15 protein-coding genes are annotated in these 17,482 nt (G+C 61.3%); 9 read left to right on the plus strand and 6 right to left on the minus strand.

The window, feature by feature from the left end; translation table 11 throughout:
* Nucleotides 1-77 precede the first annotated feature (77 nt).
* The 3 genes from ABH944_RS22575 (at nt 78) to ABH944_RS22585 (ending at nt 2,282) form a co-directional block, all read left to right on the plus strand.
* A complete protein-coding gene (locus tag ABH944_RS22575; protein WP_404608949.1) occupies nt 78-1,577 on the plus strand; it encodes an RAD55 family ATPase in 1,500 nt (499 codons plus the stop codon).
* The gene (locus ABH944_RS22580) at nt 1,574-1,930 is read left to right on the plus strand and encodes a response regulator (RefSeq protein ID WP_404608951.1); all 357 of its coding nucleotides are present in this window, start codon (nt 1,574-1,576) and stop codon (nt 1,928-1,930) included. The genes ABH944_RS22575 and ABH944_RS22580 overlap by 4 nt, the downstream gene beginning before the upstream one ends.
* Before the next feature lie 97 nt (nt 1,931-2,027).
* Nucleotides 2,028-2,282, plus strand: a complete 255-nt coding sequence (locus ABH944_RS22585) for a CsbD family protein (RefSeq protein ID WP_404608952.1) — start codon at nt 2,028-2,030, stop codon at nt 2,280-2,282.
* Nucleotides 2,283-2,403: 121 nt separating this feature from the next.
* Here ABH944_RS22585 and ABH944_RS22590 read toward each other — a convergent pair whose 3' ends face one another.
* Complete coding sequence (locus ABH944_RS22590) at nt 2,404-3,903, minus strand: AarF/UbiB family protein (RefSeq protein WP_404608954.1); 1,500 nt, start codon at nt 3,901-3,903, stop codon at nt 2,404-2,406.
* 413 nt (nt 3,904-4,316) lie between these two features.
* Between ABH944_RS22590 and pqqA the strand changes: the two genes are divergently transcribed.
* The 3 genes from pqqA to ABH944_RS22605 all read left to right on the plus strand — a co-directional run bounded on the left by pqqA (nt 4,317) and on the right by ABH944_RS22605 (nt 6,143).
* Nucleotides 4,317-4,391, plus strand: coding sequence for a pyrroloquinoline quinone precursor peptide PqqA (gene pqqA, locus ABH944_RS22595; protein ID WP_404609098.1), 75 nt, complete (start codon nt 4,317-4,319; stop codon nt 4,389-4,391).
* Nucleotides 4,392-5,031: 640 nt separating this feature from the next.
* Nucleotides 5,032-5,580 carry a hypothetical protein gene (locus ABH944_RS22600; RefSeq protein ID WP_404608955.1) on the plus strand — a complete coding sequence of 183 codons (549 nt, stop codon included), beginning with the start codon at nt 5,032-5,034 and terminating at the stop codon, nt 5,578-5,580.
* A gap of 197 nt (nt 5,581-5,777) precedes the next feature.
* Nucleotides 5,778-6,143, plus strand: coding sequence for a hypothetical protein (locus ABH944_RS22605; RefSeq protein ID WP_062090640.1), 366 nt, complete (start codon nt 5,778-5,780; stop codon nt 6,141-6,143).
* Between the two features lie 113 nt (nt 6,144-6,256).
* Here the strand turns inward: ABH944_RS22605 and ABH944_RS22610 are convergent, their stop codons facing one another.
* The 5 genes from ABH944_RS22610 to ABH944_RS22630 all read right to left on the minus strand — a co-directional run bounded on the left by ABH944_RS22610 (nt 6,257) and on the right by ABH944_RS22630 (nt 13,454).
* On the minus strand, nt 6,257-7,369 hold the full coding sequence (locus ABH944_RS22610) for a porin (RefSeq protein WP_404608956.1): 1,113 nt from the start codon (nt 7,367-7,369) through the stop codon (nt 6,257-6,259).
* 466 nt (nt 7,370-7,835) lie between these two features.
* On the minus strand, nt 7,836-9,092 hold the full coding sequence (gene boxA, locus ABH944_RS22615; protein ID WP_404608957.1) for a benzoyl-CoA 2,3-epoxidase subunit BoxA: 1,257 nt from the start codon (nt 9,090-9,092) through the stop codon (nt 7,836-7,838).
* 67 nt (nt 9,093-9,159) lie between these two features.
* Nucleotides 9,160-10,587 carry a benzoyl-CoA 2,3-epoxidase subunit BoxB gene (gene boxB, locus ABH944_RS22620; protein ID WP_404608959.1) on the minus strand — a complete coding sequence of 476 codons (1,428 nt, stop codon included), beginning with the start codon at nt 10,585-10,587 and terminating at the stop codon, nt 9,160-9,162.
* A gap of 67 nt (nt 10,588-10,654) precedes the next feature.
* A complete protein-coding gene (gene boxC, locus ABH944_RS22625; protein WP_404608961.1) occupies nt 10,655-12,409 on the minus strand; it encodes a 2,3-epoxybenzoyl-CoA dihydrolase in 1,755 nt (584 codons plus the stop codon).
* 109 nt (nt 12,410-12,518) lie between these two features.
* On the minus strand, nt 12,519-13,454 hold the full coding sequence (locus tag ABH944_RS22630) for a helix-turn-helix transcriptional regulator (RefSeq protein ID WP_404608962.1): 936 nt from the start codon (nt 13,452-13,454) through the stop codon (nt 12,519-12,521).
* 153 nt (nt 13,455-13,607) lie between these two features.
* On the opposite strand from ABH944_RS22630, the gene ABH944_RS22635 reads away from it, so the two are divergent.
* The 3 genes from ABH944_RS22635 to ABH944_RS22645 all read left to right on the plus strand — a co-directional run bounded on the left by ABH944_RS22635 (nt 13,608) and on the right by ABH944_RS22645 (nt 17,461).
* Complete coding sequence (locus ABH944_RS22635; RefSeq protein WP_404608964.1) at nt 13,608-14,081, plus strand: DUF4863 family protein; 474 nt, start codon at nt 13,608-13,610, stop codon at nt 14,079-14,081.
* Between the two features lie 42 nt (nt 14,082-14,123).
* Nucleotides 14,124-15,719 (plus strand): 3,4-dehydroadipyl-CoA semialdehyde dehydrogenase, encoded by a 1,596-nt coding sequence (locus ABH944_RS22640; RefSeq protein WP_404608966.1) that lies wholly within the window; start codon nt 14,124-14,126, stop codon nt 15,717-15,719.
* A 140-nt stretch (nt 15,720-15,859) separates the two neighbouring features.
* Entirely contained in the window at nt 15,860-17,461 is a 1,602-nt protein-coding gene (locus ABH944_RS22645) for a benzoate-CoA ligase family protein (RefSeq protein ID WP_404608967.1), read from the plus strand.
* Nucleotides 17,462-17,482: the final 21 nt, after the last annotated feature.

Below are 17,482 nucleotides of genomic sequence, written 5' to 3' on the forward strand. Positions count from 1 at the left end.
GCATCGTTCGTCATCTCAGCGATAATCCGTTTTTACGCAATGCACGCACGGGCCAGACGACGGCACTCGAGATATCCATGACCGACCAAGCAATTCCATCCAGCCAGACCTATTCCGATCCGACCGCCGTGACGACCGGCGTGCCCGGCCTTGACGACATACTCGGCGGAGGCCTGGTCAAGGGCGGCCTATACCTGATCGAAGGCATGGCGGGAGCGGGCAAGACCATCCTGTCCACGCAGATCGGATTTCACCGGGTGACCGAGGGTGACACGGTGCTGTACATCACGCTGATCGCAGAGTCGCATTCGAAGCTGTTGTCGCATCTGAGAGGGCTCTCGTTCTACAACGCCGACGCTATCTCGGACAAAATGCTGTTCGTCTCCGGTTACCACGAACTGATGCGCGACGGACTGAACGGTTTCCTCGCCTTGATCGCCTCGACCATCAAGACAAGCCGGCCGCGTTTCATGGTGATCGACGGTTTTCGCAGCGCCCGCGAATTCAGTGCCACAGAGCTGGAGTTGTCGCAGTTCATCCACGAACTGAGCGCGTTCGTCACAGCCGCGGGCTGCACCACGCTGATCCTCGCGCCGCTGTCGGGCAACGAGCCACATCCGGAACACACGCTCGTCGATGGCCTGATCGAGCTCAACCGCTTCGCGACCGGCATGCGGCGCGCACGCGAAATTGAAGTGCATAAGCTACGCGGCCGCGATCATTTGCTGGGACGTCACTTCTTCAAGATCACCGCCGACGGCCTCGTCACCTTCCCGCGCCTGGAAGCGCGGGCGCTGCTGCTGGAAGGTGCGCCGGACCTTAAAACGAAGCTATCGTTCGGCCTGCCGGACTTCGACGCCATGCTCGGCGGCGGCCTGGTGAAGGGGTCGACCACCACGCTGATCGGGCCATCGGGTATTGGCAAGACGCTGCTGTCGTTGAAATTCCTCGACGCCGGCGTGGCCAACGGCGAGCGCTGCGTGTATTTCGGTTTTTACGAATCGCCGGAGCGGCTGGTCGCCAAGGCGGAATCCGTGTCCATCCATATTGCCGATGCGGTCGCCGACGGACGCCTGATCGTCGAATGGCGGCCGGCGGTGGAACTTGCTATCGATGAACTCGCAGCCGAGCTGATCTCCGTGGTGAAGCGCGCGGGCGCGTCGCGGCTGGTAGTGGACGGGATTGAAGGTTTCCACGATTCGGCGAACCGGATGGAGCGGTTCGGGCTGTTCCTGAACGCGTTGACGCACCGGCTACGCCAGGAAAGCGTCACGACGCTGCTCACCGAAGAGTTGCCGCTTTATGCCGACATGGCGCATGGGGGCTCGATCCGCGCGTCGGCGATGACCGAGAACATCGTGTTGATGCGATACGTGGAGACGACCACGTCGTTGTTTCGCATCATCTCCGTCATCAAGCAGCGCGAGAGCGCCCACGATCCGTCCATCCGCCGCTTCATCATCGATGAAAAGGGCTTGCATCTGACGGATGGCTTCGTTGGAACCAGCACGTTGCTGTCGGCGCGCGGCACGATCCCGCTGACACTGTCCGACCAGGACACCGGCACGCGGACATGAAAAAGATCCTCGTCGTAGACGATGAATTTGACCTCCTCACCACCTGGCGGCTTGTGCTCCAGATGGAAGGATACGAGGTCAGCACGGCGTCAAACGGCTTGTTGGCGCTCGAATCGGTGCGCGTAAATCCGCCCGACCTGATCATCACGGACTGGATGATGCCCACCATGGACGGCGTCGCGCTGTGCCACACGCTCGCCGCCGATGACACCCTTGCGCAGATTCCCGTCGTACTCTCCAGCGCCGCTGCGCGCACCCCGGCGGTCACGCACCCGCACCTCGAATTTCACCGGAAACCGCTTTCCATCGATGCGCTCATCGAGATCGTCACGCGTCTGATCGGCACAGCTTGACCCCCGGTTCTCGCGCCTGGGCACGAACCCTGCTCAAACAAACGCTCCGGTACGCCGGATTCTTCGATAAACCGCTTCAACTGGAACGGGAGGCACCATGGTGCAGGATCAGGTAGAAGGCGCGGCGCAAACCGTCGTGGGCAAGGTGCAGGATGCGGTCGGCGGTCTGACCGGCGACACGGCGACGCAGGCCGAAGGCAAGGTGCGCCAGGTGCTCGGCAAGCTTCAGTTCAACTACGGCGAGACCGTTGACCACGTGCGCGAGGCGGTGATTGCAAAGCCGATCAATGGCGTGCTGGTCGCGGGCGCAATCGGGTTTGTGCTTGGCGCGATCTGGGCACGGCAGCGATAAGTTGCGCTTTGCAGACTGGCTGGCAGTTTGGGTGGGCGTTGGGTAGGCTTTAGTCAGGAAGCGGCTGGCCGCACCAAATGGTGCGGCCAGTTTTTTTGCTTTGACAGGGTCGCGGTGCGCCCTACCGCGCGGAGCGCGAATCCGCGTTCCGGCGGTTTTGCCGCATCACCCAATCGTGCAGCAGATTCGGCACGCGCGGCAGCGCGTGCGGCCAGTGCACGGCTTCCTTCGCCAGTTGCGCGACGAGGCCGTGCGAGCTGAACTGATCGAGCGCCAGACGCAGGATCACCCGGCGCGCGATCGACCATACATCGATATCCGGTGCGAGCCGCCGCGCCGTTTCCTCGATGCTCTGCACCGAGCGCGCGAGCAACGCCGCGCGAGACGCGATGCCTGTATGGGCGTCGCCGAACGCATGCTCCAGCGGCCCTTTGCTCAGCGCCGTGAAGAGATCGGCGGCAGTCCGGTGGCGCTGGGCGTCGCTGGCAAATCGCTCCGCCTCCCGCCGATAGGTCGCTTCCACCCGCACCGCATGCTGCGGCTCGTGTTCGCCGGGCCGGCCATGTTGCATGTGCTCGCGGGCAGCCGCCTTGTGATCGCCGTGCAATAACGCGTGCGACCCGGCAACGAGGAAACTGCGCTCGTGGGCAGCGAAAAACGTGAGCGGCGAATCGCCGTCGAGCACGAGCGCCCCGAGGGTATCCGGTTCAATGCTGACCGCCGCGCCGGCCGCTTCCAGACCGGCGTGGAACACGCCCTCGCCCAGCGCGGTCTCGAAAAAAACCTCGATCCACGTGGCCATCAATCGGGTCGGGTCCAGGCCGTGGGCACGCAACGCGGCGGTGTCCGTAAGCGGCACGCTGCGCACCGCGCGCGTGACCAGCACCGTATCGCTGCAAAAATCCCAGAGCACCTCGGGCACGACAACGCGCGAGTCCTTGTTCACCTCGCGCAACCGGTAACGCAGAAAACTTTGATCGGCGGCACGCTGGCGCAAGTCGAGCATGCCGGTAATCGACTCGGTCAGACGGGCGATCAGGGCCCCGACGTTCTGCTCTCGAACCTCACGCGAAAAACGCCCGGCCAGGCGTGCTGCAGAGTTCGCGACGTCCAGGTCCTGTGCAAGTTCGGCACGTGTATCGGTGCGAATCAGCGTGATGCGCGCGGCCACCGGCGCCGTGCTCCCGGCGCTGCGGGAAGTCGTGTCCAGCACGATCAGCGCGCGATGCGTCTGCTGCGCGATGCCGCAGCACTCGGGCTCGGACTCCACGTCGATCAACGCGGCAGCCCGTCCCGGCGGCAGCGCACTTTCCAGCGCCCGGCGCAGCGGTGCGCCTTTCAGCGGCGTCTTGAGCGCGTCCAGCTCGGCAAGCGCGACGCGCACCGCTGTCTCCGCTAACCCCGGATGTTGCGCCAGCAGACCCGACGCCGTGCCCAGCACGCCGGACAGGTTCTGCAACACCGGCACTCGCTGGGTCAGGCGGGTTGCGTCACGGGAACGCACGCCCGCAGCGAAAGAGCGCAGGACGCGATGGATTGGGGCGTCGGCGGCGGACTTCACGCGGCTTTCCCGCATGAACAGCACCGCGAGCCGCCAGATTGCCCGTAGACGCTGCGTCATCGGTTCACCCCGCGGTTCACCCGGCAAATGCTCGAATAGCTGATTTTCCCCTCCTTGGGCGATGGTGGGTCGGATGGGACTCAGGTGTAGCACGCGACGGTTGAACCCTCAAGAGAACGATCGTTGCGCATTTCACGTTGGTCGCGCAAGCGTTTGGAGAGTTCTCATGCGCAACACCAGGGCCGCCGGCGGAAATAACGGTTTGGACACGATAACGCAGGACTATCCCGAGCGCGTCGAGCCATGACGGGACACGTTGAGGGGCGACATTGCGGAATTGAGAACGAAGCCGACTAATGAACATGTATTTCAAATGCTCTTTCCTGATCCATTATTAATTCGCGGATTCGTTTCGAATTTCGATTTTCAACCACGAACTCGTTCACAGGTTTCGTCCCGGCAAAGGAATGTCCATGCGGCAGATCAAGCCGGACTTTATCGATATGCGTTTCGCCTTTGAAATCACAGGGTATATAGCAATGCGTTAATCTCCTGACGGCCATCTCGCGGGGCCTTTTTCCGGCAGTCGGCTCCCGCGCGGCACCGGCACTCGGTCGCCAGCAGTGGTGAGTTCGGCACCAATCCTCCCAATGCGTCAGAATTTACAGTGATGCTCCGCCCGGATTTCCCTAATCCTCAGTTCAACGCGCAATTAGGCATCCAGGGCAATACGCGAGTGGTCAGGTTCTTACGCTTTGAATAATTTTCACGCTGAATGCAAATGAAGCGCGTATTGCGAGATGGCAGATACGGTTGGTTTTTCTCAACTCGAAATAAATCTTCCTGATACACGTTTTATCGATACGCAGATTTGAAGCTCAAGCGGCAACGGATCGAAAGTCTATTTCGTCAGGGAAAACGATTCGGCCCATTGATTCGGAATTTTTTTCTTGTTTCATTTTGCGTCGCACGTTTCGATAAGAACAATTTACTTAAATTGCCTTAGTGTCCGAAATGCGTTCTATTCAAACGCCATTGTTCCTTCTTCTGCCTGCCTTTGCGAGATAACGTCGAAGCATGCAGCGACTTTCCGAGCAGATCGTCTGCCTTGATTGGCATAAGTCATGCTTTCGTGACCGCACTACGTTGGTCATCGCGTCGGATTTTTGTCCACCGGTCCATATCACTATGCCAACTACCCCAGTGATCGAAACACATCTCAGCGCCTTCCATGAGGTGCTTGCAGAGTGCACCGACCTCAAGAGCCGCGTTGAAACCGAGAGAGAGGCGGTCCCGGCGATTACAGCGGCGATCGTTCAGGCGAGTGAAACCCTCGCGAGGCGCGGTTACATGACGCCGCAAAAGGTGGAAGGCCTCACCCTGTCGATGGAAGAAAACGCGCTCGATCTCAAAGCTGCGCTCGATGAAGTCGATGCGTCCATCCAGACGGCCATCGGTCCTGTCGAGAAGTTCGCCGCAGCGACGGAACGCATGAGGATGGCCCAACGGGGACCGCATCCTGATCACCTCGGACCGGCGGCAGCCGATCAATCGGGGAGACCTGAGCCCAGGATGTTCGATTCACTGGCGGCCCAGCATTCCGCCTTGTGCGAGCATCTGCTCGAAAGCGTGCGGGAACTGGCCGACAAAGCCACGTACCGGCTCGACGACCTGCGGGAAAAGATCGACCGGCTGCAGTCATCGTTTGGGGAAATCACAGCGGCGATGGCATCCTGACGCGTTAGGCCGCACCCGCCGCGGCGGGCGAATGTCGTCCCGCTCTCGGGCACCAATCCGTCGCCGAGTCGGTGCGCCCCTGAACACGCCGCGGCACCGCGGAAATGGAGGATTCCGCATTGCACCGTGGCGTGCTATCGTTTTCATGCCGGGATCAAAACGTCCGGCACACGTCAATCATCTTCGTGAGCTCCGCCATGAACGATGTACGCCACAATCTCAGCCCGACCGACCGCGTGGAACTGCTCTGCTGGCTCACCTGCGGGTGCCTGGGCGCTTATTATCTGAACGGCTCCTGGCCTACGGCGGCTTTTCACGTGCAAGCAGCTCACAAGTGGCTGGACAGGCACAAGCGCCAGGCTGAATGGCTCGCCATCGCGAAGCTCTCGGCCATTGCAGCCGACCTCGCCCAGCGGCACTCGGAACTCGTGGATGCCGACTGGGCCCGCGATGCCGTGGAAGAGATTCTCGACAGCGACGACCTCAACTACCAATCCGAGCTGGTGTTGCGCGTGCTCGATGAGTGCAAGCGCGCGCTGGCCGACAAACGGCCGGCCGACTGATCCGGCAAAACCAGGGACTTTCGTCGATTGAGCATTATCGATTCGACGAAAGGCCGGCACTGATTTTCACGACGGCACGGTGCGTACGTCGAGCGGTTTTCACTGCATCAGCTTCAGAACTTCGTACGCATGCCGATCCGGATCGCGGTCGACGAATCTCCCGAGCCCACATATATCCCGTTTGAAAACACCGGTGCCGACCCGCCGCCGAGAAACACCGGCGCGGCTCCTCCCGATACCCGCAAGTAGGTGGCGCTGGTATAGACGTCCGTGCGCTTGGACAGCGCGTAGTCAAGCAGCAACGTCCCATTCTGGAACTTCTGCTCGCCAAGCTTGCTGTACCAGTAGCCGCCCATCAAGGTTGTCGCCGGGGTCAACTGGAACACCTCGTTGAGCTCGTAGGTCGGCATTGAACCGTTGTCGTTGGCAATGCGGAAGTGGGTATCGGTGAAAAGCAGCCGTGTGAGGCTGCGTCCATACCGGTAGCTCGCACCCGCGCCGATCGTGCTGACGCTCGTGGCGATCACCGGGGCGCCGGACAAGTTCGGAAACAGCGTGGTACCGGCCTGGCTCGGACCGTTCAGACCGAGGTCGTGGGTGTCGGTATAGGCAACGCCTGCCTGGAAGGGACCACCGTCGTATCGTGCGCCGAACGCGATCACGCGACCGGTCCCGGCTGAGACGGATTGCGAAGGGAACGCATAGAGGGTGCCGAAAGAAAAACCATAGTAGGTCGGCGACTTGTACTTGACCGCGTTGTTGATGTGCAAGGTGCCGGCGAGATGATCAAAATCGCCGGGATGCCAGGAGTATTGCCCGGCGAACTGGCCCATCGCGAACTGCGTGAGGTTGTCCCAGAAGAAGTCGTATTGCTTGCCGAGCGTGAGCGTGCCGTGGCTGGTATCCGTCAGGCCGACCCATGCCTGGCGGCTGAAGAGCACGCCGGACTGGACCATGGTGCCGTTATAGAGATTAAAGCCATTCTCCAACTGGAAAATAGCCTTGGCGCCGCCGCCAAGATCTTCGCTGCCCAGCAGCCCCCACCGATTCGACTGGATCGAGCCGTCATTCGCCACGAAGGTCCCATGGCCGTTGAGGTTGCTGAAGTACGTGATACCGGCGTCGATAATGCCGTATAGCGTGACGCTGCTCTGCGCATAGGCGCAGGGGGCGGCCATCGCGGATATTGCCAATGCTGCGGCACTGCACATCCATCTCTTCTTCATCGCGTTGTCTCCATTGGGGTTTTTTTATGCAAAGCGGTTCCCCGCCCCTTCGTCGAGGGGATGTCGGGCGTCGAATGACGACTGCTAAAGGATCTCGGTATGACTCAAGCTGTATGACTCAAGCTGTATGACTCGGCCGGGGTGTCGGCCAGGCAAGAGGCGGTACGCGCGTGGCCGCGAATACCGGACTGTTCAGGTGCCGGGCGCAAGCCTGCCCGCGTCAAGACAGCCACCTGGGAGGAGTCGGTTCATCTTGTCTCTGTCTTTTGTTTTTGGGTTGAGACAGTATCGCCCGGCAAACAGTTTTGATTTATTCTTTCAATTAACGTTATTGATTTTTGAATCGAATCAATCAGTGATCTTGACGACCCTGGTGGATGACACGGGACATCAATGCAAAACGCCCGCATAAGCGGGCGTCAAGTGTTCGGCAAATCAATGCATAGCACTGCATTTTGGCAGGCGATCAATAGGTCTCGAGATGCAACCTTCCCTCCCGCTTGAGCGCTCGCCATAGCGGCTCCCATTCAATGCCGTGCTTCTCGGCAATATCCCGCAGCGCCTGAAGCACGCCATCCTCCATCCCCTTCAGCCCGCACACGTAGATAAACGTGTTGTCGTCGCGCAGCATCTGCCCTACGTCCGCCGCGCGTTCGCGCATCGCGTCCTGCACGTAACGCTTCGGCTGACCGGCGGTGCGTGAAAACGCCAGGTTTGTATCGATGAAATCCTTCGGCAGATTCACAAGCGGTCCGAAGTAAGGCAACTCCTCCTTGGTCCGCGCGCCAAAAAACAGCATCAGCTTGCCGGTCGCGCCCTTCAACCGCCTGCGCCGCCGGTACTCCGTCATTGCGCGCATCGGCGCCGACCCGGTGCCCGTGCAGATCATGAGCAGATGCGAGTCAGGATGATTCGGCATCAGGAAGGTACTGCCGAACGGACCGATCACACTGACCTTGTCGCCCTTCTTCACGTCGCACAGATAGTTCGAGCAGACGCCGTCTGCAACGTTCCCACGATGATCCTGCGTGACGCGCTTGACCGTCAGCGACAGGTTGTTATAACCCTCACGTTCGCCGTCGCGTGGGCTCGCAATGGAGTACTGGCGCGCGTGATGCGCCTTGCCGTCTTGCGCCGTGCCCGGCGGCAGGATACCGATCGACTGGCCTTCGACAACCGGAAACGGCTTCGTCCCGAAATCCAGCACGATGTGATGAATATCGCTTTCGGCAGACTCGGCGGTCAGGCGGTAGTTGCCGACCACCGTTGCCGCCAGCGGCAGCTTATGCGTGTACAGGTTCACGTACGGCTTGGCCGCCGACCAGGGCGGCAGCGTCGAGCCGCGAACCGTATCCACGTCGATGCCATCCGAGCTTTCACCAGCGTTGTCCGCTACGTTGGCGCCCGCCGCTGCCGCAGCGCCGGTATCCGGCGCGACACTTGCCGTGGTGTTCTGCGCGGGCAGTTCGTCCCAGGTGAACTGCTCTTCAATGCTGTACGCCTGCGACTTCAGCACCGTTCGCCAGTTATCGATAGAGCCGGTCGGGCACGGCGAGATACACGCCATGCAACCATTGCAGACCTCCGCCTTGACGACATAATTGTTGGAGTCGTGCGTAATGGCGTCGACCGGGCAGGTCTCTTCGCATGTGTTGCAGCGAATGCAGATCTCCGGGTCGATCAGATGCTGCCTGAGGACTTCCATGGGGGCTGGACCGTTCATTGTTGTCTCCTGCTGCGCCGGAACCGCAACGGCGTTGCGTAGCGGCCCGGACACACCTGCTAATGGCTTAGTTGAAGCGCACGTAATCGAAATCGATTGGCTGGCGATTGATGCCCATCGCCGGCGGTGCGATCCAGTTGGCGAACTTGCCCGGCTCGAGCTCGCGTCCCATCAGCGAAGCAACGTAGGCGCGATCCTCCAGCGTCGGCAGCCATTTCGCCTCGTTCGCTTTCCACTCGTTCTCATTCACCACGCGGCCGTCCGGCGCCACGCGCACGCCGGCAAAGGTGCCGATCTGGCGGTTGAAGGCCTTGTGCGGCACTGTCAGCCGAACGTCGATACCCGCCTTCTCCAGCACCTTGTTCCAGCGTCCGACTCCTGCCACCGAATCCCTGATGTAGTCATCGCGCAGCACTTCGTTCATGGCGTTTAGCATGGGCACTTCGCGCTCGACCAGCTTGCCGTCCTGGACGTCCAGCAACTTGTAGCTCTGGCCGTTCAACTGATGATCGTCGTCGCGTTTGGTTTCTTCGTACCGGCCCTTGAGTCCCGAGCTATAGAAGGTCGCCGCATTCGACGAATGATCCGCGCCGAACAGATCGATAGTCACCGAGTAGTGGAAATTCAGATAACGCTGGATGGTTTCAAGGTCGATCACGCCCGCCGCACGGATCTTGTTGACGTCGTCGGTCTTCAGTTCGTTCATGACCTGCGAGGTGCGCTGGACCACCCGCGAAACGCCCGATTCGCCCACGAACATATGATGCGCTTCTTCCGTCAGCATGAACTTGGTCGTGCGTGCGAGCGGGTCGAAGCCGGACTCGGCGAGTGCGGACAACTGGAACTTGCCGTCGCGATCCGTAAAGTAGGTGAACATGAAAAACGCCAGCCAGTCCGGCGTGCGCTCGTTGAACGCACCGAGTATGCGCGGATTGTTGTCGTCTCCTGAACGACGGTCCAGCAATGCTTCGGCTTCCTCACGACCGTCACGGCCGAAGTAGCGATGCAGCAAGTACACCATCGCCCACAAATGACGCCCTTCCTCCACGTTGACCTGGAACAGGTTGCGCAAGTCGTACATGGACGGTGCGGTGAGCCCCAGATGCCGTTGCTGCTCAACCGACGCGGGCTCGGTATCGCCCTGCGTGACAATGATCCGCCGCAGGTTCGCGCGATGTTCGCCCGGTACTTCCTGCCACGCCGCCTCGCCCTTGTGCTCTCCGAAACTGATCTGCCGGTCCGCAATTCCCGGCGTGAGAAAAATGCCCCACCGGTAGTCAGGCATCTTCACGTGATCGAAATGCGCCCAGCCTCCGGCGTCCACGCTCACCGCCGTGCGCAGATACACATCGTAGTTCGGCGAGCCTTCCGGCCCCATGTCGCCCCACCAGGACAGGAAGTTCGGCTGCCATTGTTCGAGCGCGCGCTGCAGCGTGCGGTCGTCGGCGAGATTGACGTTGTTCGGGATCTTTTCGCTGTAGTTGATCGTGGACATGGTTATTTCCTTAAGGCCGTGACGTTGATGAGCGCTGGATGTGTGCGGGAGCGGGATGCAAGACGCGTCAGACCCGATTGAGGTCGAACTGCGCCTTGCTGCCCTTGCCGTACACCTTGAGGGCGCCCTTCTCGCCCACTGCGTTCGGCCGGTTGAAGATCCAGTTCTGCCAGGCGGACAAGCGCCCGAAGATGCGCGTCTCCATGGTCTCGACGCCGTTGAAGCGCAGGTTGGCTTCAAGCCCGGTCAGCGCATCCGGCGACATGGCCGCGCGTTCTTCAATGGCAATACGGATCTCGTCGCCCCAGTCGATGTCATCCGGCGACGCGGTGACCAGCCCCAAACGCTCCGCCTCGACCGGCAAGACCCGCTGGCCGATCTGCTCGCGCGCGGCGTTCATCGGCTCGGTTTCGTCGTAGAAACGGCGGCCGAGACGCGACTGGCCGGTAATCATCGGGTAGAGACCGAAGTTCGCTTCCGAGAGCGTCAGCGCCGGCTCTTCTTCCTCGTTGCTCGGCAACGCCACCATGTAGCTGCGATCGCAAGCAAAGGCCAGTTCAGCGAAGGTGCCGGCGAAACACGAACCCGGCTCGATCAGCGCGAACAGCGTGCGCGACGAGACGTCAATACGCGCCAGCGTGCGGCGCAGCATGCCGATGGTTTCGCGTACGAACCAGTGGTCACGATGCTCGAGAAGCGTAGCGTCGGCGGCGAGCAGCTTGCGTGCATCGCCTTCGGTCTTGAAGATCCAGGTGCCGATATCGAGTTCATTCGTGCGCATGCACAGGATGGCGTCGTCGAGTTCGCGAGCGAACTGCAAGGGCCACCACTGCGCGCCGGCCGCGACGATTGCGTCTATATCCGCTTGCGGATTCGTCGACGGCGCCTTTGCGGTAAAGGTTGCGGTACGGCGAGCGCGATCGATGCTGACGTCGACGGTCGCATAGCTCAGTCCATCGTCGCGGTCCGTGCGCTCGATACGCGTCAGCACAATGCCTGACGCTCCGGCCGGCCGGTCGCTTTGCGCGGCCAGTTCCAACGCACGAGCCTGCACCGTTTCCTTGAATACGTTCGGCTTCACGACTTCATCGACCAGACGCCATTGCTTCGCGCGCTCGCCGCGCACCCCTTCAACAATCGTGCAGAAGATATCGGCGCGGTCGTGGCGGACCTTGCGTTTGTCGGTCACGCGGGTGAGGCCGCCGGTGCCGGGCAGCACGCCGAGCAGCGGCACTTCCGGCAACGCGACGGACGAAGAGCGGTCGTCGACCAGATAGATTTCGTCGCAGGCGAGCGCCATTTCATATCCGCCGCCGGCGCACGCGCCGTTGACGGCAGCGAGGAACTTGATACCGGAGTGGCGCGACGTATCTTCTATGCCGTTGCGCGTCTCGTTGGTGAACTTGCAGAAGTTGACCTTCCACGCATGCGATGAAAGGCCGAGCATGAAAATGTTGGCGCCCGAGCAGAACACGCGGTCCTTGAGGCTCGTCACCACGACCGTACGCACCTCCGGGTGCTCGAAACGCACACGCTGCAAAGCGTCGTGCAATTCGATGTCCACACCCAGATCATACGAATTGAGTTTCAGCTTGTAGCCGTCGCGGATACCGCCGTCTTCGGCAATGTTGATGCCGAGCGTCGCGACCGCGCCGTCGAACTTGAGCGACCAGTGTTTATAGCGGGCGGGCTCGGTGCGGTAATCGACCCGCTGACCAGCCGACGCCGCCCCTGCCCCTGCCTGTCCTGCGCCTGGCGCTGCCTGGCCCGCAGGGGCCGTGCCGTTGACGCCTGCCTGCTCCGCTGATTGCGCGACTGCCATGGATGTCTCCTTCGTACATTGGATCGAGTATATGTACAATAGTGCATCTCATGACTTCAATCAAGCATTTTAATGCTCTTACCGGGTTAATGCTAAGTCCGGCCGCCCGCTATTCGGACGCAAGTCGCGCCGCCAGCCGGTCTCGCAGCGATAAATAGCATTCTGCCAGCGACTTTCCGCTGGTGTCGAAGGTCATGTCGGCGCGGCCATACAGCTCGCTGCGCCCGGCCAGGATGCGCTTCAGGTCATCCATGGACTCCTTGTTACCTAGCATAGGGCGTAAATCCCCCTGCGCCACCACACGGCGCATATGGTCCTCAGGCGTAGCCTGGAGCCATACGGTAAAGCAGTGCGTCAGCAGCGCGTTCAAGGTAGCCGGCTCGGATACCAAGCCGCCCGGCGACGCAATCACCGCACGCGGATGCTCCTGGATCACCGCCTCCAGTGCGCGATGCTCATATCGACGGTAAGCGGTTGCTCCATATAGCGCGTGGATTTCCGACGGCGGGCAGCCGGCCAGTTGCGCAATCACGCGGTTGATCTCGACGAACGGTACTTTCAGCTCGTCGGCGAGCATGCGGCCGAGCGTCGATTTACCTGCACCGCGCAAACCGATCAGCGCAATCCTTTCCAGCCGATGCGGGTCCTGCGGCGCCGTGGCCAGCATCTCCTCCAGCGCGATCCGGGCGCGCTTGAGCGTGTCGTGATCGCGGCCGCTCAGTAACTCCCGGATGCGCAGCCAGTCGGGCGTCAACGTGGTTTCGTCCCCCACGATTTCCGCCAGAGTGCAGTTTAATGCCTTCATCAACTGCCGGAGAAACAGCACCGAGGCATTGCCAACACCCGATTCCAGGTTCGCCAGATATCGCTCGGACACGTCGGCCTCTTTTGCCAGCGCTTTTCTCGTCAAACCACGGCGCGCCCGCATCAGCCGAACGCGTTCGCCCATCCCGACCAGGAACGGATCGCGGCTCTCGCGCTCTTTTTCAACGTCAGCGCTCGGATCTCCGCCCTCAATTGGCTGCAAAACGGCGGTTTGCTTCATATCGATAGGTCTCAGCAGGGTACGTTGATGTACTATAGTGCTTGACATGTGGAATGTCGCACGCTAAGTTTAATGCACCCACTACTAAGGAAGCTGATCTGTCGCGGCAACAGGTTCAGCGTCGAACAGCGCTTTAGCGCCACGGAGATACGCATGTCCCCCATCGAGTTCAAGGGCCTTGTTGCGCGCGTGACCGGAGCAATCGCGTCCCGGCCACTCGATGCAAACCTTCAAGCGTGGTTGAACACCGAGTATGCGGCCGGCAGTGAGGGATATACCGGGCTCGCGGACGCGTGCCGCGCCGGTGTGGAGGAAGGCTGGCTTGCCGACCGCGAGGCGGGCGGCATTCGCTACGGGCGCATTTTCAAGGCCCTGCCCGATACCGACGGCTTTTCCGTCGATGTCGTGCATATGAACAATATCGCCGGTCCCCATCATGTGCATCCGAATGGCGAGATCGATCTGATCGTGCCGCTTGCCGATGGCGCCACGTTCGACGGTCATGCCGCCGGCTGGTGCGTGTATGGACCCGGCAGCGCCCATCGGCCAACCGTGGCGGGAGGCAGCGCAATCGTGCTTTATCTGTTGCCCGAAGGCGCCATCGAATTCAAGAAGCATGCGGCCTGAACCCATGCGTCGACTCAATCAATGACCACCAAGGGCTTTTGAATGGCCGAACTATTACGAAATTACGTTGCGGGCAAATGGATAGCGGGCAACGGCGAAGGCACGCTGCTCACCGATCCGGTCACGGGAGAGGCCCTGGCCCGCGTGTCGAGCGACGGCCTCGATCTGCGCGCCGCCTTTGACTACACGCGCACGTCCGGCGGCGCGGCATTGCGCGGTTTCACCTACGCCGCTCGTGCAGCACAACTTTCGGAAGTCGCGAAGCTGCTGCAAGCGCAACGCGATGACTATTACGCCATTTCACTCGCGAACTCGGGAACGACGAAGAACGATTCAGCGGTCGATATCGACGGCGGGATTTTCACGCTTTCTTATTACGCGAAACTGGGCGCCACGCTGGGCGACGTGCACGCGTTGCGCGACGGAACGCCCGCGAACCTGAGCCGCGACCAGAGTTTCACCTCGCAACATGTGCTCACGCCAACGCGTGGCCTGGCGCTCTTTATCAACGCGTTCAACTTTCCGTCCTGGGGCCTGTGGGAGAAAGCGGCGCCCGCGCTGCTCTCGGGCGTGCCGGTCATCGTCAAGCCCGCGACCGCGACGGCATGGCTTGCGCAGCGCATGGTGGCCGATGTCGTTAATGCGGGCATTTTGCCGGCCGGCGCGCTGTCCGTGATCTGCGGCAGTTCAGCGGGTCTGCTCGACCAGATCGAAACATTCGATGTCGTGTCATTCACCGGCTCCGCGAAGACAGCCGCGAAGCTGCGTGCCCATCCCGCATTCGTCGCACGGGGCGCCCGCCTCAACGTGGAAGCCGACAGCCTCAACAGCGCCGTCCTCGCGGCCGATGCCGAGCCCGGCACCGCCGCATTCGACCTGTTCATCAAGGAAGTCGTGCGCGAGATGACGGTCAAGTCGGGCCAGAAATGCACCGCGATCCGCCGCGCGTTCGTGCCTAAGGATCATCTGGGCGCTGCGGCGGACGCGCTTGTCGCCAGGCTCTCAGCCGTGAGCGTGGGCAACCCGCGCAACGAGTCCGTGCGCATGGGCTCGCTTGTCAGCCGCGAACAATATGACGCGGTTCGTGCCGGCATTGCGTCTTTGCGCGAAGAAGCACGCCTGGCGTTCGATGGTTCGCAGGTCCGGCTCGTTGATGCCGATCCGGCCGTCGCCGCGTGCATCGCGCCGCATCTGTTCGTGATCGACGACGCAAGCCACGCGGTACGCGTTCACGATGTTGAAGTGTTCGGTCCCGTGGCAACACTATGCGGTTATGAAGTTGCGACGGGTAACTCGCGTTTAGAAGAAGCTCAAGCCGTTGAACTTGCACGGCGTGGCCAGGGCTCACTGGTCGCTTCGGTGTATTCGAACGACGACACACGCCTTGCCCGCATTGCGCTGGAACTCGCCGACACGCACGGCCGTGTCCATGCCATCTCGCCCTCGGTCGCGCAGAGTCACACAGGCCACGGCAACGTCATGCCGATGTCGCTGCATGGAGGACCCGGACGCGCCGGAGGCGGTGAAGAACTCGGCGGACTCCGTGCCCTGAATTTCTACCATCGCCGTGCGGCAATCCAGGGACCCGCCGCTTCTATCGATGCACTCACGGAATCAACAGGCAAGGTCGAAATCTGAAGCAACGCGCTGACGGTTCGCGGCCGAGGCTCAATGCTCGCCGGCCCCCAACGATCTGCGCGTCACACAAAACCGAACGCATGGCGCACGGCACCTTTCGTAGCGCATAGGCGTCGCCCCACTATCAGGAAGGAGACAGCATGGACGCCATCATTGCGCCATCCGCTACCGGCGGACAACCGGCCGCCGCTGCACCGCCAGTCGAGTTCAACTTCGCCACGCACCTGTTCGCGCTGAATGAAGCGCGGGCGCAAAAAGTTGCCTACATAGACGATGACGGAACCACGACATATGGCGAACTGGCGGAGCAGGCGCGCCGGTTTGCTTCGGTGCTGAATACGCTGGGCATTCATCCCGAGGAGCGCGTCCTGCTGGTCATGCTTGACAGCGTGGACCTGCCTGTCGCGTTCCTCGGCGCGTTATACGCGGGTGTCGTGCCCGTTGTCGCGAACACCTTGCTGACGCCGGCGGACTACGCGTACATGCTCGATCACAGCAGGGCGCGCGCAGTCATTGCGTCCGGTCCGCTAGTGCCGGCCATCGCGCAAGCACTCGCCAATACCTCCAGCGAAGGCTGCACGCTGATCGTTTCTCATGCGCAAGACGACACCCTTCCGGGTGAACGCGTATTCAGGCGTCTGCTGGCCGATGCAGAACCACGGCGCACTCCATTCTTAAGTCATGCTGATGGAATCGCGTTCTGGTTATATTCATCGGGTTCGACGGGAAAACCCAAAGGCGCCGTCCATACCCATGCGAACCTGTACTGGACCGCGGAACTCTATGCGAAGCAAGTACTGGGGATCCGTGAAGACGATACCGTGTTTTCCGCGGCCAAATTGTTCTTCGCCTATGGGTTGGGCAACGCGCTGACCTTCCCTCTTTCAGTGGGCGCGACCGCGGTGCTCATGGCCGAGCGCCCCACGCCGGCCGCTGTCTTCACACGCCTGACGCAATACCAACCGACCATTTTCTGCGGCGTGCCCACGCTCTACGCCAACATGCTCGCTTCACCTGACCTGCCCACGCGCGCCAAGCTTCGCTTGCGGATGTGCACGTCAGCGGGAGAAGCGTTGCCGCGCGAGATCGGCGAGCATTTTGCAGCTCATGCGGGCTGCGAGATTCTTGACGGCATCGGCTCGACGGAGATGCTGCACATCTTCCTGTCCAATCGGGCAGGGCACGTTGCATACGGGACGACCGGCAAGGCCGTGCCCGGTTATGAAGTCGAACTCCGCGATGAAAACGGCCATCCAGTGCCGGACGGAGAGATAGGTGATCTCTACATCAGGGGACCAAGCGCCGCGCTCATGTACTGGTGCAACCGCGAAAAGTCCCGCGCCACGTTTCTTGGCGACTGGCTCAGGAGCGGCGATAAATATCGTCGATTGCCCGATGGGAACTACGTCTACGAAGGCCGTGGCGATGACATGCTGAAAGTAAGCGGCCAGTTCGTTTCACCGGTAGAAGTCGAGATGGTCCTGATGCAGCATCATGACGTTCTCGAAGCGGCGGTCGTCGGCATCACGCGCGACGGGCTTGTCAAGACGCGCGCGTTCGTGGTGGTCAAACCCGGCGTGCCGGCCACGGACAAACTCGCGTTGGAACTCAAGGAGTTCGTCAAGGCCAGGATGGCGCCTCACAAATACCCGCGCGAGATCCTGTTTGCTGGAGATCTGCCGAAAACCGCGACTGGTAAGATCCAGAGGTTTAAATTGCGCGAACCGGCCCTCGATGCCTGAACGTTCCTCTTCATTGCCTGG

The sequence above is a fragment of the Caballeronia udeis genome, assembly GCF_044909315.1.
Lineage (GTDB): Bacteria > Pseudomonadota > Gammaproteobacteria > Burkholderiales > Burkholderiaceae > Caballeronia > Caballeronia udeis_A.